General features: G+C 63.6%; 18 protein-coding genes. 7 read left to right on the forward strand and 11 right to left on the reverse strand.

Going from position 1 to position 18,862, the window contains the following annotated elements; all coding sequences use genetic code 11:
• Nucleotide 1 precedes the first annotated feature (1 nt).
• The 6 genes from CIC12_RS28435 to CIC12_RS28460 form a co-directional block, all read right to left on the reverse strand.
• Nucleotides 2-925: a VOC family protein gene (locus CIC12_RS28435; RefSeq protein ID WP_168669168.1), complete on the reverse strand. Its 924-nt coding sequence runs from the start codon at nucleotides 923-925 to the stop codon at nucleotides 2-4.
• A gap of 55 nt (nucleotides 926-980) precedes the next feature.
• The gene (locus CIC12_RS28440; protein WP_168669170.1) at nucleotides 981-1,877 is read right to left on the reverse strand and encodes a phosphate/phosphite/phosphonate ABC transporter substrate-binding protein; all 897 of its coding nucleotides are present in this window, start codon (nucleotides 1,875-1,877) and stop codon (nucleotides 981-983) included.
• Nucleotides 1,874-2,869, reverse strand: coding sequence for an ABC transporter substrate-binding protein (locus tag CIC12_RS28445; RefSeq protein WP_168669172.1), 996 nt, complete (start codon nucleotides 2,867-2,869; stop codon nucleotides 1,874-1,876). The genes CIC12_RS28440 and CIC12_RS28445 overlap by 4 nt, the downstream gene beginning before the upstream one ends.
• A gap of 20 nt (nucleotides 2,870-2,889) precedes the next feature.
• Nucleotides 2,890-3,756, reverse strand: a complete 867-nt coding sequence (locus tag CIC12_RS28450) for an HpcH/HpaI aldolase family protein (RefSeq protein WP_168669174.1) — start codon at nucleotides 3,754-3,756, stop codon at nucleotides 2,890-2,892.
• 22 nt (nucleotides 3,757-3,778) lie between these two features.
• Entirely contained in the window at nucleotides 3,779-4,819 is a 1,041-nt protein-coding gene (locus CIC12_RS28455) for a WD40/YVTN/BNR-like repeat-containing protein (protein WP_168669176.1), read from the reverse strand.
• 604 nt (nucleotides 4,820-5,423) lie between these two features.
• Complete coding sequence (locus CIC12_RS28460; protein ID WP_168669178.1) at nucleotides 5,424-6,161, reverse strand: GntR family transcriptional regulator; 738 nt, start codon at nucleotides 6,159-6,161, stop codon at nucleotides 5,424-5,426.
• Nucleotides 6,162-6,509: 348 nt separating this feature from the next.
• Between CIC12_RS28460 and CIC12_RS28465 the strand changes: the two genes are divergently transcribed.
• Nucleotides 6,510-7,961: an MmgE/PrpD family protein gene (locus CIC12_RS28465; protein ID WP_168669179.1), complete on the forward strand. Its 1,452-nt coding sequence runs from the start codon at nucleotides 6,510-6,512 to the stop codon at nucleotides 7,959-7,961.
• 141 nt (nucleotides 7,962-8,102) lie between these two features.
• Here the strand turns inward: CIC12_RS28465 and CIC12_RS28470 are convergent, their stop codons facing one another.
• Nucleotides 8,103-8,429, reverse strand: a complete 327-nt coding sequence (locus CIC12_RS28470) for a DUF4148 domain-containing protein (RefSeq protein ID WP_168669180.1) — start codon at nucleotides 8,427-8,429, stop codon at nucleotides 8,103-8,105.
• Nucleotides 8,430-8,701: 272 nt separating this feature from the next.
• Here CIC12_RS28470 and CIC12_RS28475 point away from each other — a divergent pair, with 272 nt between their 5' ends.
• Nucleotides 8,702-9,220: a thioesterase family protein gene (locus CIC12_RS28475; RefSeq protein ID WP_168669181.1), complete on the forward strand. Its 519-nt coding sequence runs from the start codon at nucleotides 8,702-8,704 to the stop codon at nucleotides 9,218-9,220.
• A gap of 133 nt (nucleotides 9,221-9,353) precedes the next feature.
• On the opposite strand, the gene CIC12_RS28480 is transcribed toward CIC12_RS28475, so the two are convergent.
• Together CIC12_RS28480 and CIC12_RS28485 are read right to left on the reverse strand one after the other, a co-directional pair.
• Nucleotides 9,354-10,784 (reverse strand): sensor histidine kinase, encoded by a 1,431-nt coding sequence (locus tag CIC12_RS28480; protein WP_168669182.1) that lies wholly within the window; start codon nucleotides 10,782-10,784, stop codon nucleotides 9,354-9,356.
• A 23-nt stretch (nucleotides 10,785-10,807) separates the two neighbouring features.
• The gene (locus CIC12_RS28485; protein ID WP_168669183.1) at nucleotides 10,808-11,770 is read right to left on the reverse strand and encodes a response regulator; all 963 of its coding nucleotides are present in this window, start codon (nucleotides 11,768-11,770) and stop codon (nucleotides 10,808-10,810) included.
• Between the two features lie 541 nt (nucleotides 11,771-12,311).
• Between CIC12_RS28485 and CIC12_RS28490 the strand changes: the two genes are divergently transcribed.
• Nucleotides 12,312-13,070, forward strand: coding sequence for a hypothetical protein (locus tag CIC12_RS28490; protein ID WP_168669184.1), 759 nt, complete (start codon nucleotides 12,312-12,314; stop codon nucleotides 13,068-13,070).
• A gap of 51 nt (nucleotides 13,071-13,121) precedes the next feature.
• Here CIC12_RS28490 and CIC12_RS28495 read toward each other — a convergent pair whose 3' ends face one another.
• Nucleotides 13,122-13,796 carry an HAD family hydrolase gene (locus tag CIC12_RS28495; RefSeq protein ID WP_168669185.1) on the reverse strand — a complete coding sequence of 225 codons (675 nt, stop codon included), beginning with the start codon at nucleotides 13,794-13,796 and terminating at the stop codon, nucleotides 13,122-13,124.
• A 1,058-nt stretch (nucleotides 13,797-14,854) separates the two neighbouring features.
• Between CIC12_RS28495 and CIC12_RS28500 the strand changes: the two genes are divergently transcribed.
• Together CIC12_RS28500 and CIC12_RS28505 are read left to right on the forward strand one after the other, a co-directional pair.
• Nucleotides 14,855-16,015: a porin gene (locus CIC12_RS28500; protein ID WP_168669187.1), complete on the forward strand. Its 1,161-nt coding sequence runs from the start codon at nucleotides 14,855-14,857 to the stop codon at nucleotides 16,013-16,015.
• 216 nt (nucleotides 16,016-16,231) lie between these two features.
• Nucleotides 16,232-16,627, forward strand: a complete 396-nt coding sequence (locus CIC12_RS28505) for a TerB family tellurite resistance protein (RefSeq protein ID WP_168669189.1) — start codon at nucleotides 16,232-16,234, stop codon at nucleotides 16,625-16,627.
• A 48-nt stretch (nucleotides 16,628-16,675) separates the two neighbouring features.
• Here the strand turns inward: CIC12_RS28505 and CIC12_RS28510 are convergent, their stop codons facing one another.
• The gene (locus CIC12_RS28510) at nucleotides 16,676-17,557 is read right to left on the reverse strand and encodes a LysR family transcriptional regulator (protein WP_168669191.1); all 882 of its coding nucleotides are present in this window, start codon (nucleotides 17,555-17,557) and stop codon (nucleotides 16,676-16,678) included.
• Nucleotides 17,558-17,679: 122 nt separating this feature from the next.
• Here CIC12_RS28510 and CIC12_RS28515 point away from each other — a divergent pair, with 122 nt between their 5' ends.
• Together CIC12_RS28515 and CIC12_RS28520 are read left to right on the forward strand one after the other, a co-directional pair.
• Nucleotides 17,680-18,432 (forward strand): TerC family protein, encoded by a 753-nt coding sequence (locus tag CIC12_RS28515; protein ID WP_168669193.1) that lies wholly within the window; start codon nucleotides 17,680-17,682, stop codon nucleotides 18,430-18,432.
• Between the two features lie 123 nt (nucleotides 18,433-18,555).
• Nucleotides 18,556-18,858: a TFIIB-type zinc ribbon-containing protein gene (locus CIC12_RS28520; protein ID WP_168669195.1), complete on the forward strand. Its 303-nt coding sequence runs from the start codon at nucleotides 18,556-18,558 to the stop codon at nucleotides 18,856-18,858.
• The last annotated feature ends 4 nt before the right edge of the window (nucleotides 18,859-18,862 follow it).

Here is an 18,862-nt window from a genome sequence, read left to right on the forward strand (position 1 = left end):
GTCAGAAGCCCGTTCCCGCCGGCCATTCGACGATCGGCGTGGCCTGTTTGACGAAACGCTCGGGCGGCTTTTCGCCGGTGTCGTAACTCATGCCCTCGCCAATCTGAATCCGGTTGAAACGGCTCGACGCGTTGAGCTTCTCGTACGAAATCCAGTGCTCGTGCATCTGTTCGTACGGGCTCATCCAGTAGTTGAAGATCTGACTGCCGAGCGCGTGGCGGCCAATGCCGCGCACATGGTCGTGCGAGCGGTGCGCCATATGGTCGAAGCCGAAGAAGATGTCGTCGACGCCTTCCACCTGGTACGACACGTGATGCATGCCCGCGCGTTGACCGCGCAGCAGGAAGATCACGTGATGGTCGACCAGCGCGTCACCCTGATCGATACGATTGAACTGGCCGATCACGTTATCCGCCTGGCCGACGAACAGTTCGTCGGTCGGCAGCAGGCCGAGCGTGCGCTGATACCAGCCGATGACCTCCGCCAGATTCGGCGTCGCGTAGGCGGTGTGGGCGATGCGCACGACCCGCGCCGGGCCGAGCGAGCGGCTTTCGCCGTCCGGCCCGCGCACCAGCACGCGCGGCGGTAATGCGCTGGCGCGCTGCTGCCGCGTCACCAGTTCGAGCCAGAAACCGTTCGGGTCGCGCAAGCGCACGCGCTGTCCGCCCCCGGGCACGTCGGGCGATTCGATGCCTTGCGCGCCCGGCAGTTTCGCGAGCGCGGCGAGGTCGGCGGTCTCGCTCAATTCATAACCGAAGCTGATCGCGCCCGGCGCACCCAGCTCGGTGATGTGAAGAAACGGCGACTCGCCGACGCCTCGCATGTAGAGGCGTTGTGCGTCGCGATGCGCGAGCACCATGCCGAAGTCTTCGAGAAACGCCTGCATGCGGCCGAGATCCGGCGCACTCAGTCTGACGTATGACATTCCTGTAATCGGTGAGGCCACCGCTGTCTCCTTTGTATGCTTTCTTTTTCGACGCTCAGCTCAGGATATTCACCACGTTCCCGTACAGCTCGTCGACCGTATAGCGTTTCGTGATCAGCTTCTGTTCGAACGCGTACCGGATGACCGTGTCCAGCGCCGGGCGCAACGCATCGAAACCGACCGGCTGCAAATCCGGTCCATCCGCAGCGGGCAGCTCGCCACTCGCGGCGCGGCTCTCCAACAGCATATGGAACACTTCGCGCACGAGGTCAATCCGGGACTCCGCGACCTCCTGACGAATCGTCACCACGTGATTGATCGGCACCACGTTCGTGCGGCGATGCCACGCGGCGGCCGCCTCCTTCGGCTCGGGGATCAGCGTGCGGATGCCCGGATCGCCCGAGAGCGCGCCGCCGGCGATGATCGCGTCGACCTGGCCGGTCCGCAACAGGTCTTCGAGGCTGAGAGTCGAATCGATCCGCGTGACGAAATCCGGGTCCGTGTACTCGGCAACGTGCGCGCCTTCCTGACTCTGCCAGCGCACCTTGTCGAGCTCGACTCCGTATTCGTCGGACAGAATTCCGCGTACCCATGTCGGGGTGGTCTGCGCATACGAGCGCATCGCGACGGTCTTTCCGGCAAGGTCCTGCGGCTGCAGATCGTCGTCGGCGCGGCACAGGATGCTCTTGTGATGAAACATGCCGTTCATGACGAACGGCAACATCACGTAAGGTTTGCCGGCTTCGTACGCTTGCAGGAACGTGACGATCGCGAGTTCCGCCACGTCGAACTTCAGGCCGCGCACCACGTCCTTGAACGCTTTTTGTGCGGTATCGACGTCAGCGAAATCGAGGCGCAAGCGCGGCGACGAGATACTGCCGTCCTTCAGCAGCGCGGTCTTCTTATACGAGCCCATCATCGCGGTGAGCGTGGTCATATCGGTCCCTTTCATGTGCGGCTCGCCGTTGCCAGCGTGTCGTGCCGACTGTCGATGCGTGTGTCGCGGTGCGTGACCCGCGGATCGTGGAACACCGTCTCCAAAGGCGGCTCATGCGGAATCAGCCGCTGCCGGTACGCATAGCGCACGAGCGCCGCGAGCGATGGCGCGTTTTCGTCGAATCCGTAGGGCAGCGGATCACCGACCCACTGCGCCAGTTCGCGATAACGAATGTCTTCGGCGCCGGTCGCTTCGCCGCTGCGAATGCGCTCGAGGTAGTTCTGCTTCGCCTGCGTGAACGCGACGAACAGCGCCATCGCGAGACCGGGATGCCGTTGGAGCACGTCGTTGCGCACGACGATCATGCCGTGCAGCGGATAAATGCCGGTGCGGCGAAACCAGTCGCGCTCACGCGCATCCGCGTCGTCGACGATCTCGACGAGTTCGCCGTCCAGCTCGCTGCCCGCTCCGGCGAGTCCGCCAAACGCGGCTTCCAGTTCACCCCGTTGCATCAGGGCTGCAATCGACTGTCCTTCGGCAAGCCGCTGCACGTTCGGCGGCGTCGGGAAGCTCTGCACGTTCTCTTCCTCTTCGGTGATCCACGTCACCTTGTCGGGATCGAGGTCGTATTCGTCGGCGAAAATGCCGCGTGTCCACACCGCGGCCGTGACCGAATAGGTGCGCACGCCCGCGCGCCGGCCTTCGAGATCCTTTGGCCCGCGAATCGTCGACGCACGCAGCCGCTGCATACCCGCGTGGCGGAAACGGCGTGTCATCGGCAACGCTAACGCGGTGATCGGCGCGCCCGCCGCGACGGCCATCAGGTACGACGTCGGCGCCATTTCGCAGATGTCGTAAGGCTGGTGGCGCGCCATGTCGCGGTACGCATCCGGCATCCGTTTGCGCTCGATAAACTCGAGCTCGAAACCTTCGACGCTCACCGCGCCGTTGCGCAAATCGCGCACCTGTCCGTGCTGGCCCAATACGATGGACAGTTTTTCTGTCATGACTCCTCCCAGGTTGCGCTCTATTGGTCCAGACGTCCGGCCAGCTGCAAGCCTTTGTCCAGCGCCGAGAAATCGCGCTTCGGATAGGTCATCAGGAAGCGATAGCCCTGCTCGATGACCTGGCTCACGTTCTGCCCGGTCACATGCGGATGACCGACCGGAATGTCGTGGGCCTGACCGACTTCGAGCACGTGATCCATCATGCGCAACAGTTCGGGGTTGTCGTACTGGCGCGGACACCCGAGTTCCTGTGTCAGATCGCCTTCGCCGATCAGCAGCACGCCGATACCCGGCACCTGCTTCACGATGGTTTCGAGGTTGTCGATTGCGCGCGTGTCCTCGATCATCAGCACGACCAGCACCTCGCCATCCGGCGCGAGCGGCCACACGTCCGCCTTGCGGTAGTACTCCTGTTGCGAGACGCCCCAGTACCGCGCGGCGGGCATCGGCGCGTCGCCGCGCAAACCGGCGGGCTCGTATAGCGGCGCGCTTTTCAGGCGCGGATAACGGCATGCGGCGACCGCGTTATACGCCTCTTGCGGCGTGCTGATGCGCGGCCACACGATGCCGTACGCGCCAAGATCGAGCGCCTGCTTCGCGAACCACTGGTTCATTTCGCTGCCGCTCGGCGGAATGCGCACGAGCGGCGTCATCTGGCAGGCAACCGACTGCGCCTTCGCAATACGTTCGCGCAGCAGCAGGAACTGCATCGATTCGCGCAGCGAGCGGATGTCCCAAGGCGTGTGTTCGAGTTCGAACACCACCCCGTCATTCGACGATTGCGCGAAGGCCACCGCCGATTCCACTTCCGCCTGGATGAACGACGTGAATGCGATCCGGCGTCCGGTTTGCAGCGCGCGAATGACGCCGTTGAGTCTTTCTGTCATGGTTCGATCGTCCTTCGTTCGCTTAGAGCATCGCCGCACAGAACGCATCGCCTGCGCCAGACGGGAGAGGTTTTTCGGTCCAGCTCCGGCAGCCGTCGGTCGTGAAGAACACCTGGCCGCCGCGCGTCACGGTGATCACGCCGTTCGGGTCGGTCGGATGCATGCCGAAGCCGAGCATCGTGCTGGCCGGTTCCACCTGTGCGTCGGCGCGATACCAGCTCTTGCCGAGATCGTCGCTGCCGTACAGCGCCCCCGCGTTGCTGCGCGACGAAATACTGAAGCACGCGTACATCTTCTTCGGGTCGTCGCATACGAAGCGGCAATCGCGCGTGTAGGAGAACGGCGCGAACTTGCCTACTTCGAGATCGCGGAAGGTCTTGCCCTTGTCGCGGCTTTCGAAAATGCCGAGCCGGCAGATATAGAACAGCGCGTCCGGATCGGCCGGCGTCGTGCAAACGGAATGGGCGTCGAAGATGCCTTCCGCGTCGTCGTCGGTTTCGATCCTGCTCTTCAGATGCGTCAGCTTCGACAGCGCCAGCAGCCCTTCCGGTTCACCGCGCCACGTGGCGCCGCCGTCCTCGCTGACGAGAAAGCCGTTGATCTCGGCCACCGCGTACATCACATCCGGATTCAGCGGATGAAACGCGATGCGCATGACGCGCGAATCGCCGAACGAAATCTTGAAGCGCTCGGGATGATCGGCTTTGCACTTGCGCCAGGTGTCGCCGCCGTCGTCGCTGCGGTAGATGCTGACAGGGCCGCCGGCCGCGAACAGCGTGTCGGGACGCGTCGGGTGAATCACGACGGTCCAGAACTGGATCGTCTCGTCCGTCACGTTCAGGCGGGTCCACGAATCGCCCCCGTCTTTCGAGCGGTACACGCCCTTGCGCGTAGCGGCGAACAGCAGGTCCGGCCGCTCGGGGTGCGGGGTAATCGCCTGCACGGACGCATCGTCGGGGAAGTCGCTCAGCTTTTCCCACTCGCCACCCGGCTTGAGCCGGTACATCGATCCAATGGCATTCGGACGATTGGCGGCGGTGCCGACCAGCATCAACTCTTTCATAAGGTCTCCAAATGAATTGTCCGTCGGGCGCGGATGCGGGACTCGGATCGGCTCAACGGTATGACCCGCTGGACCTCGGTAGCGACCGGCTCACAACAGGGGTTCGGAATGCAGTGTAAGTGCCGTCGGCTACGCTTTGTTATTCAAAATCTGCGGGCGCAATAGAAACTTGCTTAGTCGCTGGGAAGGCGATCTGCGAGAGCGAAAAAGCGCGGATGCGAGGCACGCGAGCGTTGGTGATTACCCGCAGAGAGCAAGCTTGTGCGCGATGAAGGAAGGAGCGTGGTTCGAGTGACGCGCGCTCTCGTGGGGAAGAGAACCGACAGGCGTGCAGCCGTTCAGAAGAAGCGGCCATGACGGTTATCCGTGCGGCAGGAAACATGAACGCTGGGCGGTGTTGCCGAGGCCGGACCTGGGTGTCGGGAGCGCGGTGTCGCAAATGCCCGGCGTGAATCCAGCTATGGCGGTAAGAACAAAGGCCCGTTCTTCTCAGTGCCCATGCGCACCGCGAGACCGCACCCAATGGTTGAGCCCCGCGCAAATTGCCAGCAGCAATGCGGTAAAGAAGAACACTGGCTGCAACCCGATGTGCTTGAAAATGAATCTATCTGATTGAATTAATCTTGTTTTTTGATGCGGAAGACGTAGCCGGATCGACGGCAACTTGCGCCGGCCACGCCAGTTCGATCGCCTGCAACGCACTGAGCACGATCGAACGATTCAACGCTGCCGCGAGCGCGCCATCGCGCTCGGCATACGCCTCGCACAGCCGTTGATGATCGGCGCACGAGCGTTGCAGACGGCCGGGCAGCGTCGTGCTCAAATGCCGCAAGCGGTTGGTCCGCATCCGCATCGAATCGAGTACTTCCTTGAAAATGCCGTTGCGGCACACGCGCAACTCTTCGTCGCGGAAGGCGACGTTGGCCCAGAAATAACCGTCGACGTCGCCTTGCGCGGCGACCTCGGCAAGGCGTTGATGCGCGCGCCATAGCGAGGCGATGTCGTCGTCGCTCGCGTGCTCGGCGATAGCGAGCGAGACCTCGCCGTACAGGATTGCGCGTAGCTGATAAATCTCGCGCACGTCCTTCAGATTGACTGCGGACACGCGAGGCCGCCGGCGCGGCGACCAGTCGACCAGCCCTTCGCGGCTCAGAAGAAACAACGCCTCACGCGCCGGTGTGCGGCTCACGCCGAAACGTTTCGCGAGATCGACCGAATTCAGGTCGTCGCCCGCCGCGAGCCGCCCCTCGATGATGCCGCGCGCCACCCAGTCGACGATCTCCGCGACCGGCGACGCTTCGCCGTCGTCCGCAAGCGCGCTCTTGTCGACATCTTCATCCATCGCGAGTCCTTTCGTGAAAGCGTGCCGGAGGGCGGGCACAGCAGCCGATTCTAGCAAACCGCCGGGCCTGCACGGGCCGCGGGCGGTCCGCTCGGCATGCTCAAAGTGTGCACACTTCTTCCAACTCGCTCTTGAATTTTCAAGAAGCATCGCGTCATAATCCGCAAAATGTCGACACCCCATCCAGAGCCGTCAGACTCATCCCTGACTGCACGCGATCCGCACAGACGCGATGCCGCGCTACCCGAGCGCAACCGTTTTCACGGCGTCCCGGCGTTCGCCCGATCGGCGAGCCGTTTCATCCGTTTCGCCCATGTAACCGACCTTCCACGACCATAAGGAATTGATATGTCCGAGTGCCACTCGCCGACACGCCGCCGCGTGCTTCAATCGGCCGGCGCAATCGCCGCGTTGACGCTGTCTCCCGCGCGCCTGTTCGCCGCCGGCAATGCCGACGTGACCGGACGGCTCGCACACTACATGGTGTCGGCGCAAAGCACAGCACTCCCGGACGCGGTCGTGCTCGCCTGCAAGCACCGCATTCTCGACACCTTCGGCGCGATGGTATCGGGCTCGCGCATGAAGCCGGGCTCGATGGCGGTGAACTACGTGCACGGACTCGGCGGCGAGCCGCAAGCCTCGGTAATCGGCGCGGCGTTTCGCACCACGGCGATCAACGCCGCGCTCGCCAATGCGATGTGCGCGCACTCCGACGAGACCGACGACTTCGAGCCCGTCACCAAGGCGCATCCCGGCAGTTCGGTGGTGCCGGCCGCGCTGGCGCTGGGCGAGCGCGAAGGCAGCAGCGGCGAAGCGCTGATCCGCTCCGTGACGCTCGGCTACGATCTCGCCTGCCGTCTGCTGATGGCGCTCGGCCCCGACCAGGTGCGCGGCTCGCATCGCAGCGCCGAGGGCACCGCGTCGACCTTCGGCGCGCTCGGCGCCGCGGCATCGCTCGCGAAACTGGATGAACTGCAAACGCGCTATGCGATTTCCTATTCCGCGCAGCAGGTCTCCGGCTTATGGAGTTGGGTGAAGGACAAGGACCACATCGAGAAAGCCTTCGACTTCGCGGGCATGGGCGCGCGCAACGGCGTGACGGCGGTCGACATGGCGAAGTCCGGTTTCACCGGCGTCTACGATGTGCTCGACGGCACCAACAATCTCTTCATTGCACTATCGGCCAGTCCGAAACCCGAAGCGATGCTCGACGGACTCGGCAGCCGCTTCTACGTCACCGAAACGGCGATCAAGACGTACTCGGTCGGCTATCCGATCCAGTCTCCGCTCGACGCACTCCTCACCTTGCGCAAGCAATACGGCCTGACGCCGGACAACGTGCGCAGCATCCTCGTCAAGATTCCCACCGATGCCGAAGGCATTGTCGGCGACAGCGCGATGCCCGATGTCAATTGTCAGCATCTCGTGGCGCTCGCGCTCGTCAAAGGGGCGGTCTCGTTTGCCGACAGTCACGACGTCGCGCTGATGCACGATCCGCGCATTCTCGCGCAGCGTGCGAAGGTTATCGTGACGCCGGACGCCGCGTTGATGGACCCGGCCGCGCCGCGTGGCGCGATCGTCGAAGTCACCCTGACCGATGGACGCAAGGTCGATCACTTCACCCGATTCCCCCCGGGCACCAAGGAGAACCCGTTGAACACGGAAGCCGTCAACGCGAAGGCGCGCGATCTGATGGCGCCGGTTCTCGGTGAGCGCAAGACGGAGCAGCTTATCGAACAGATCAACAAGCTGGAAACCGTCGACAACGTGCGGCAGTTGCGCCCGTTGTTCACGGTGTGATCGAGCGGTGCACGGGAAGCGTAAGGGCGAGCGCGCCGCAATGCAAAAAGGCTTGCTTCACCGGTCCTCCGGTGAAGCAAGCCTTTCGTGTTCGATGCAGCGTTGGCCCCGGCGCGAGACGTACGCTCGCGCCGTCGCCGATCAATGACCGTAGTGGACGACCGGCGCCGAATACGAGCTCGACTGCGCATCGGCGCGACTGCCGGCTTGCGACGAACCTTGGCTTGCCGAACCATAACCGCTGGTTTGGGCGGTGGCGTTTTGAGCTGCGACGCGCGCTTCGGCCGCCTGAATGTTCGCCGGATAATCGTCGGCGTCCGCGCTGGCCGGGTCATAGCCGGCCTTTTCCAGTTGGACCAGTTCGGCGCGCACCTGGGCACGAGTGACCGGCTGGTTGGATTGAGCAAACGCGGCAAGTGGCGCGGCAATGAGAGCGGCGATGACCGCGGCTTCGATCAGCGATTTCATGATTCCTACTCCAGAGATTGTCTTGCAGCGCTGGCGACCTGTGGGTTCGGCAGCGAATGTAGAGAGTTTAGGAGTCAGGAGACCTAGGGTAAACACCTAAATTAAATATTCACTGTTGCGTGAGGCAACACAAATGGGCCGTCGTGTGCGGTTTTGCGCCCGTGGACTAAACTGACGACGCCGACCGCGCCAGGATGCACGGCCGGTCGGACCGCACAGCGCGAGCGGGCGCACCTTCAAACCCGATGCATTCGAATGACGGAGACCATTCCATGCCGCAACAGGCTGCTTTGCCCTGCTATCGCAATGTCGTGCGGTCCGAATGGGTCGATTACAACGGGCATTTGCGCGATGCGTTCTACATGCTGCTTTTCAGCTTCGCGACCGATTCACTGATCGACCTGATCGGTTTGCCCGACGCGGAGCGCAAAGCGCGGCGACGTTCGATCTACACGCTCGAAGCGCACGTCAGCTATCTGCATGAAATCAAGGAAGGCGCACCGGTTCGCGTCGACCTGCGCGTGCTCGCGCATGATGCGAAGCGGCTGCACCTGTACCTCGAAATGTGGAGCGGTCATGACGGCGCGCCGGTCGCCGCGGGCGAGCAGATGTTGCTGCACGTCGATACCAGCGGGCCGCGCGCTGCAGCGTTCGACCCCGACGTCGAAACCCGCCTGCGGAAACTGGCGGACACCCACGCGCTGTTGCCGCCGCCAAGGTTCGCGGGACGCGTGATCGGCTTATCCGGCGGCACGCGGCGCACTGGGAGTGAACCAGACTTGCGGCGTTGATCGAAAGGTCGCCTCGATCTACCCGCAGCCGCGCTTTTTGTGCGCAACCGCAGTGCTAGCGGGATTCAGCATGCAAACGCGTGTGCGCCGATGGAACCCACCGTCAGCGAGCTCCAACGCTCGACACCGCGCGTCAATGCCAGCGCCCGGCGCGCGGCGGCGGCGCGCGTAGCGCGCGATCAGCTGGCGTGCCGGGAACCGGCAGCCGTATCGTGAAGGTGGTATGCGCGCCTTGCGTCGAGCTGCATTTGATACTCCCGCCCAGCATGAGCGCCGCGCGACGGCAGAAGGCCAGCCCCATGCCCGCGCCGCTGCCGTGACGCTTGGTCGAGAAGAAGGCGTCGAAGATATACGGCAGCACATCGGGGGCGATGCCCGGTCCCGTGTCGCGGAACTGCACTACGCAGAAGTTCTGATCCTGAGCGGCACTGATCATGATCCGGCCCGCGCCTTTAGCGCGAATCGCGTGCAACGCGTTCTTCACCAGGTTGAACAGGATGAAGACCACCACCGTATCCGAGCCCGAAAACCTCAGCGCCGGATCGATCTGCACGACGCTCACGCGCGCACGTTCGTCGCCGCGAAACGGATAACGTTCCAGCGCCGACGCCACACATTGCTGCACGGAATGCGCACTGAAGCGGCTGCGGTCCAGGCGCTCGAGCGTAAACGACGCGAGCATCATGTCGACCATCGCGCTGGTGCCCGACACCTCGCGCCGGATTGCTGCGGCGAGCTGGCCGATACGCTCGAACTGCCCCGGTTGCAGGTGCTCGTCATGCGGGCCGTGCGTGGCCGGCATCCGTTGACCGTTGGACATCTGCGTCCAGACGTCGGCGATTTCGTCGGCGTGCAGGCCGATGGTCGCGAGCGGCGTCGTGAACTCGTGTGCGATGGTGGCCGCCAGCGCATACGGGTGGATCAGGTGATAACGGACGATCATGAGCGCGAGCAACCCCAGGCTGAGCGCGATGAACAGCACGCCCGGCGGATAGAACCCATAGCCGTAGTTGACCGCGTAATCGACCGCCGCGAACGAGTACAGGCACAGGTTCGCGAAGCACAGATCGAGACGCCTGCGCGCTTCGCCGCGGGCGTGCTTGCGCGCCGCGAGCAGAATCTGCGCGCAGCGCCCGGCGAGCACCATCGTCTGCACGACATGCAACGGATGCAGCGGCCCCGCGACCGGATAGAAACCGAAGAAGTGGGCCTGATAGCCCGCAATCACTTCGTGGCCGGGCAATAGCGCGGCCAGCACCAGACACAGGCCATACGAGGCGAACAGAAGCGGCTGCTCACGCCGCCGCGCCGCCACCTCGATGACGAAGTGATAAAACGTGGTGGGCAGAAAGAGAATGAACAGATAGCCCAGCCTGACCAGCACGCCGGCGAGCTGGGGGTTGTCGGTCTGGAACAGCAGCGTCCACGTGCCCTGCCATGCAAAGGTCGCCGCGCACATCAGCAGAAACGGCCCGGACAGCCGCGTGATTCCCTGGGTGACGAACACGTATAGCCCGAACACCACGAACAGCGCGGCCACGAAAGCTGTGGGAATGGCGTACATGTGGCTCAACCTGTCGGCCGGCTTCAGCGATTGCGCTCACTCCGCCATTGCGAGAACGTCACGAGATCCAGACCCACCTCGGCCGGATCGATGCGGGTCCAGCCATAGAACGCGTCGTCCCAGCCAGGGATGCCGCGCGGCGTGAGCTTGACGAATTCCATGCCGCCGCGGTAGGCGAGGTCGGGCCAGAAGAGCGGCATCACCTCGCGCACCGCCAGTTGCCGCAGCAGTTCGGCCGGGCCGCCCTCGTCGGCCACGATCTCGCCCTGCGAGATCCAGTCGTTCTCGGCCCACGCGACGAACACGCTCGGGTTGCCGGCGCGATCGAACATCAGAATCGCGTTCTGCTCCGGACGCCAGTAATACTCGACGATGCCTTCAGCGGCCACCACCTCGTCGATCACCTTGCGCGTGCGCGGATCGCAATACGTCATGCCGTTCTCGCCCAATGCGAGCCAGCCCGATTCCGAGCAATGCCGGTTGCGCGCATCCTTCAGGAAATAGGCTAGCCGGTTGGCCGAATCCGCATCCGTTTTGCGCAAATACAGGTCGACGATGCCGGCGTTGAACGCCTTGACCGCGACGATCTCGTTCGCGACGCCGGTCAGCAGCACTTTCGCGCAGCGCAGGTGAGAGATCGACGAAAGGAATTCGACGCCGTTCATGCCCGGCATGTCGTAGTCCACGACGACGGCCGCCACTTCCTCGAAACGGGAAGCCCGCGCGACGATATCGCGCTCGGAGGAAGTCTCGACGAATCGCTCGACGCCCGGCTCGCTCAGGCACGCCGACGCCGACGCGAACTCCAGCGAATTCTCGCGCGCGTGGTGACGGATGAAATTGAGCGCGGCTTGGGGCCGCGTGAAAAACAGATTGGTGGAAGTGTCCGGAAAGAACCGGCGCAGGGCATCGAGGTAGCTGTCGTTGTCGTCGACGAAAACAACCGTTGCCGGATAGAAAACAGGGGGTCGAATAAAGTTGTTCATTTTTCACGTGGTCCGTCACGTCGCCGCCGTCGCACCCCGAGGCAAGCCGGCTGGCCGGCGCGAAGGCCTGGCCGAGCGGCGTGCCGGAATGCGACGGCCCTGGGCACGACAGGCGGTCGATGCTTCGCCCGTGAGCCGCATGGTCAGCGCGTTGTTTTTGCCGTTGCCGGTCGCAGCAAATTCACAAGGGAACCGGCCGACGCCCTTTTGGGCACCCGAGTGCGGAGCTTCGGATGCGGGCTGACAGGCCGGTTCCCTGTTGAACCGTATAGTACAGGGCTCTTTGCCTGGCGGTGCAAACTTCCATCGCAGTGCAGCGAAAGCGCACACATCGACTGCACGAGGGGCGACCCGGTCCGAACCGGAAAAACGCTGCGGCGCAGCCGAAGAGCCGGAGCCCGTCTGCTCACGCCCTGCGACCTGGCCCGTTCAAGGTCCATTCAGACATCAGCCATCGCCAACTCGCGCAGCGAACGGTCGTTCGCAGAGCAGTCGTTTATCATCGACTGTTTACAGTTCCTGACTTATCCGTTGGTTAAATATGACGAATACCGGCAAGGTGTTGATAATCGGCCTGCTCGTGATCGACGTAGGCGTCGCCGGCTATCTGCTTTTCCCTAAGGAAGAAGAACGGGCGCCGACGGCAACCGGTGAGGTGATCGCCAGCACCAGCATGGCGGCAGCGGACCAGGCGCGCGCCAGTGAAACTCATGTGGCGGCGGGAACGGTGGTTCGCACTCTCCCCGACGGCACTGGTTCGAACAAGCTCGCGGCGGTGACGCCGGCGGCGCCTGCCGCACCCGCGACCACGGCTGCCGCTATGGCAGCTACGACGCTTGCCCCTGGCGTGGCGGCCACGCCGGTGGCGCCTGTGCCGCCAGCGGCGGCTCCTAGCCCTCCCACGCCCGCCATGGCTGCGACGCCCAGTACACCCCCCACCACCCGGCAAGCCGCGAACGGCTCACAGTCGGCCACCCGCACGGTCGTCGCTTCGACCGATGTCCAGCCAGCCGCGCGGACGAAGTCGAAGCCCGCCCCGCGCGTTGAACAGACGCGCGGGCGCAAGCATGACGACTCGCGCCGGCGCGGCTCGAACCAGGTTTCGGCGGCGCTGACGGCGCAACTCGTCAAGGAATCCGCCAAGCCCGATCCGTCGTTGCCGCTCCCACCGGCTGGCAGCAGCCACCTCGGCAAGAGTGACCGGAGTTTGAATGCGGTGTCATCGGCGATGACCGATCAGTTGGTCAGGGAGTCCTCACGGGTGAATCTGTCGGCGCCCGCGCAATCGTATAAGCATTGAAGCGGCGGGCGCGCGGCGTCCGCATGCGGCGCGCGCCTTCATGCCGTCGCGTCACGGCCGCGATGCGACTTCGTCCAGATGTTCCAGCAGATCGGCGGGATCGTCGTAGACCCGCAGCGCGCCCGCGCGTTCGAGTTCCTCGGTGCCGTATCCGCCCGACAGCAAGCCGACGCCGAGCGACCGGCAGCGCCGCGCGGCGAGCATGTCCCAGATGCTGTCGCCGACCACCACCGTGTGCTCGATCGACACGCCCAGGCGCTCTGCGGCCGCGATGAACAGGTCCGGGTCCGGCTTGGCGTATTTGACGTCGTCGCGCGTCACGACGATGGCCTTAGCGGGGTCGACGCCGAGCGCTTCCAGATTGAGCGCGGCCGTCTCCATGCGTCCGCTGGTCGCCACCGCCCACGGCGTGCCGGCCTGCGTCAGCGCATCGAGCAACTCGCGCGCGCCAGGCAGCGGGCAAACCTGCGCACGCAGTCGCTGATAGGCCGCCGCGTGCGCATGACGCAGCCGCTCGCCGCGCTCGGCGCTGATTTCGCCATGCGTCTCGCGCAATAGCTGATTGGTGAACAAGCCGCCGCTCATGCCGATCTTGCGATGAATCCGCCACACCGACAGCGGGATGCCTTCGCTGTCCAGCGCTTCTTTCCAGGCCAACACGTGCTGGTAGACGCTGTCGACGAGCGTGCCGTCGAGATCGAAAAGAAAGGATGTCTGGATTCGCATGGCAGGCTCCGGGGATGGCGGGTTCTGCCAATATGCCATGTATTCAGGACGGCACGAGCCTTGTGTGCCCTTTGGAGAACGGCTCCTGCTAAGAGAAGAGCGCGGCCGCTCCCACTCGTGCCCGCCTGCGCCGCGCATGCGCTCGACTCCCGCGCCAGCCCCAACTGTTTGCGCGATTCCACCCGGCCGTCCGGCATGATCTGCGCGACCCGGGCCAGCGCGCGCCTCGGTCAGCCTTTTGCACCAAGCAGGTCTGACAAGCAGGTCTGACAAGCCGACGCCTCGCGCCCGGCGAGATGATGACGCCGCTCTGTCCAGTCGAAAGAGTGCCATGCGATGCCATTCCGGCCGGCCCGTAACGCGCCGGATTGGGCCCGATCCCGCTGAACCATGCCGCACTGACCGGTGTGACCTCGACGTCTTGTCAGGCCCGGAGCCAGGTGATCGTGCAAATCAACGCATTGACACGCTCGCCGTGCGAAGTTTTGTTGCGTCCCTGCACGCGATCATTTCCTCATCGATCAAACACGAATTGCGCACGTTATTACATTGGCCTTTCCTTTTAATTTCAACGAAATGAATCGTCATTCAAGCCAATGCACCACCATGCTGCCTTTGGACCCGGACGCCGGCCGGTATCGAAACCAATAACAAAATGCGCCTATCTCGCACATTCTGTCGCGTGAATCACACGTCGCCACTCCCGCCGCGCGCCGGAAAACGGTAAGCTTCGCCCCCTCGTTGTTCTTCTGAAGCCACACGGCTTTATTTTTTTCAACACCCCGATTATTTTCCGCACCATATGATTGGAGCGACGTTATTCCCGTCCCGACGAGGACGCGCTCATTCCGCTCATCGGGAAACCAGGCAATCGACCGGCTTGCACGCTTGCAAAGCCATTGCAACGGCGTTATTGCGCGTAATAAGCATCCATTCAATCACCTGAGTTTCGGCGATTCTCGCAACGACGGGTGGTAGACGCATGGCATGCGCGCGCGGCGTCGGTGAATAAAGCAACCAATTCCCCTCTAGCACTGTTTATTACGGAGCCAACAAGTATGAAAAAGTCTTTGCTTGCGGCCGCGCTGTGCGGCGCATTGACGATGTCTGCGCATGCGCAAAGCAGCGTGACCCTGTACGGTCTCATCGACACCGGCCTCGTGTACACCAACAATCAGCTCGGCCACAGCAACTGGCAATTGGGCAGCAGCTCGACGCAGAACACGGTGTTCGGCCTGAAGGGCACCGAAGACCTGGGTGCGGGCTTGCATGCGATCTTCAAACTGGAACAGGGCTTCGTGCTCAACAACGGCGCGCAGGCTTTCCCGGGAAGCGCGTTCGGTTCGCAGGCATGGGTCGGTCTGCAAAGCGATCCGTACGGCACGCTGACGTTCGGCCGCCAGTTCGACGTGATGAACGACCTCGTCGGCCCCGTCTCGGCCTCGTTCAACACGTGGGGCGGCAGCATTGCCGCCCATCCGTTCGAGAACGATAACCTCGCGGCGAACTCGGTCGTCATCAACAACTCGGTCAAGTACGCGAGCCCGGTCTATCACGGCGTCACGTTCGAAACGATGTACTCGTTCAGCAACAAGGCTGGCGACTTCGCGAACAACCGCTCGTACGGCTTCTGCCTGTCGTATGCGCAAGGCCCGCTGTATCTCGCCGCTGGCTACCTGCAACTGAACAACGCCGGCAATGGCGCGGGCGCGGTAACTTCGAGCGACGCCAGCGCAAACTTCCTCGCGGAACGCCAGCGCATCTGGTCGCTCGGCGGCAACTACACGTTCGGACCGGCCACCGTCGGTCTGCTCTGGAGCCATACGCAGATCGACAACGTGTCGGGCGTATTCTCGTTCGGCACAGGCAGCTACCTCGGCGCGGCCGACAGCACGGCGGGCACGCTCGCCGGTTCGCTGCGCCTCGACAACTACGAAGTGAACACGAAGTACGCGCTTACGCCGGCGTTGAGCGTGTCGGGTTCGTACACGTTCACGCACGGCGCGTACAACGGTTCGTCGCCGGGCTGGAATACGGCCATGCTGCAAACCGATTACGCGCTCAGCAAGCGCACGGACTTCTATGTCGAAGGCGTGTATCAGAACGTGCATGGTGCGCCGGCGGATTCGGTGCTGTCGCATGCGATGATCAATACGCTCTCGCCTTCTTCGACGAACACGCAAGTGGCCGTCACGGTGGGCATGCGTCACGCGTTCTGAGCGACGCCTCAGCACGCAGTCTGGGAAAACGTATGCCTGACGTCTGTCAGGCATACGGCCAGTCCGTGCAGCGCCTCTGTCTAGTGTGCGCTGCCTTTCTCCTTTCGCTTTTCCCGAACCTTTGCTCCGTGATTAGCAGGTTTATCCGATATGCGCCCTGACGCAGACTGAGGCTCATCACCACTGCGGACAAATCTCCGCGAAAGGAACCCCATCATGCGAACCTATCCGCGCAACAGTCCCCAAGCCGCTGCACGCATCGTGGCGCTCGCGCTGACCTCCGACGGGCACGTCTGCAGCTCCGAAGAACACGCGCTCGAAAGATTGGGCATCGCAGGCGAACTCGGTCTCGCACCGGCGCAATTCGCGCAGATCGTTCAGACGCTGTGTGAAGACCGCTCGGTCGCGCACATGTCGCCCGAACTGGCCGTGGACCATCCCGACACAGCCCTGCTCTCCACGCTGATCGACGAAATCGACGATCCTGCGTTGCGTCGCAAGGTCATGCGTCTTTGCATGGCCGTGGCGATCGCGGACGACCACCTGGCCGACGGCGAGATCGCGTTGCTCGCCGCGGTATTCAACGCGTGGGCGCCGAAAACGCGCCACTAACCCACACACGTACGGCGCATCGCCGCGCCTGTGAAGCTCGTCGTGCGGTTACGACCGCGCGGCGACCAACACCTGGGAGGCGAGCGCATGATGCTGCCCGCGCCTCGAACGAATCGCGTGAATCTCCTCGATCACACCGTCGGCGCGACCGAGCCACCGCAAACCACGCAGCAATGACAGATCTTCCGCCCCGAGTTCCGCGAGCGGAAATACGCCGAGCCCGCGCGCGGCGAACACCGCCATTAGCGCGCTGTCCTCAAATTCGCCGACGATGCGCGGCCGGATGCCTTCGCTGTCGAACCACCGGTCGAGCCGCGCTCGCAACGCGCCGTGCGCGGTCGGCAGAAGTACCGGCAATTGCGCGAGACACTGCGGAAAACCCGCCCGTGCGGATTTACGGACCATCTCCGCGGGCCCGTACCAGTCCACCGGCGAGCCCACGAGGCGCTGGCTGAGCACGCGCAGGTCGGTGTTGTGCGGCGCCGGCTGGCACGCGAGCACGAGATCGAGCCGATGCAGCGCGAGTTCCGACACCAGGTGCGCATGCTCCCCCTCGTGACACAGCAGCCGCAGCGACGGCGTGCCGAGCACGGGCGCCAGCAGCGCGTGCGCGGCGAGCTTCGAAATACCGTCTGACAAACCCACGGCGAGCCGTGCGACACCCTCTCTGCCCGTATCGCGCATTTCGTCGAGCAGCGCCTCGCCGAGCTGAAAAATCTGCTCCGCGCGGCTGAACGCCGCCTCCCCGGCCTCGGTCATCGTGACGCCGCGCCCCGCCGGTTTGAGCAACTGCCGCCCGATCGATTTCTCCAGCTCGCGCACCTGCGCGCTGATCGTCTGGACGGCCATGTCGAGCCGTTCGGCTGCGCGCGCGAAGCCGCCCTCTTTCACGACGATCCAGAAATAGTACAAGTGACGGTAATTGAGCATGACTTCGACACTTCGAAATAAACGATATATCGCTCAGATTATCACTGATTTATTCGAACCTTAAACGCGACCATGATGGCGGTTCCGCGACCGCCGTCGCATCGATTTTTCCGCCGCCCCCCATGGACTCCCTGCTCGTACTCGTTTCCGACCCTGCCGCATGGGCCGCGCTGCTGACGCTGGTCGTAATGGAAATCGTGCTCGGCATCGACAACCTGATCTTCATTTCGATCCTCAGCAACAAGCTGCCCGAAGCACAACGCGCGCGCACGCAGCGCATTGGCATCCTGCTCGCGCTCGTGATGCGGCTCGCGCTGCTCGGCACGATCGCGTGGATCGCGCAACTGACCGAAACCGCGTTCACGCTTTTCGGACACGGTTTCTCGTGGCGCGGTCTGATCCTGCTCGGCGGCGGCCTGTTCCTCGTCTGGAAGGCGACCAGCGAAATCCGCCATCACGTGACCCACGCGGACGAAGTAAGCGACAAGGCGACCAGCACCGTCCAGTTGACGATGGCGGCCGCGATCGGCCAGATCATCCTGCTCGACATGGTGTTCTCGATCGACAGCATCATCACCGCGGTCGGGATGACCGAGCATATGCCGATCATGTTCGTCGCGGTGATCGCCGCGGTCATGGTGATGCTGTTCGCCGCGCGCCCGTTGTCGCGCTTCATCGATCGCAATCCGACCATCGTGATGCTTGCGCTGAGCTTCCTGCTCGTGATCGGCATGACGCTGATCGCCGAAGGTTTCGGCTCGCACGTGCCGAAGGCTTACATCTACGCGGCGATGGCGTTCTCCGCGTTCGTGGAGGCTATGAACATGCTGGTGCGGCGCGCGAAAACGAAGCGTGCGGCCGGCGTCGCGCAGTGAGCGCCGATATGTGGCCCCGTATCGAGCACGATTGACGAAGGTGAGTTCAGCGGGTCCCGTCGCGGGTGGCGAGCCGGGCTGAACGTTCGAAGTGCGGATACTGTCAAGTCAAGGAGCGACACCATGAAATGCCCTGTGTGCAAAACGACCGACCTGCTAATGGCCGAGCGCCGCTCGATCGAGATCGACTACTGCCCGGTGTGCCGTGGCGTCTGGCTCGATCGCGGCGAACTCGACAAACTGATTGCGCAGGACGCGGCTGAGCAGATCGGCACGCCCTCGGCCGCGCGCGCCGCGCGCGAGAGCCACCGCGATCGGGAGCCTGCGTACGAGAGCGACCGCCAGCGCGGCTACGACGATCACCGAACGGGGCACCGGGGATATAAGAAAAAGCGCTCGATTTTCGACGTGTTCGACTTCGATTGAACGC

The organism is Paraburkholderia sp. SG-MS1, assembly GCF_012275575.1.
Lineage (GTDB): Bacteria > Pseudomonadota > Gammaproteobacteria > Burkholderiales > Burkholderiaceae > Paraburkholderia.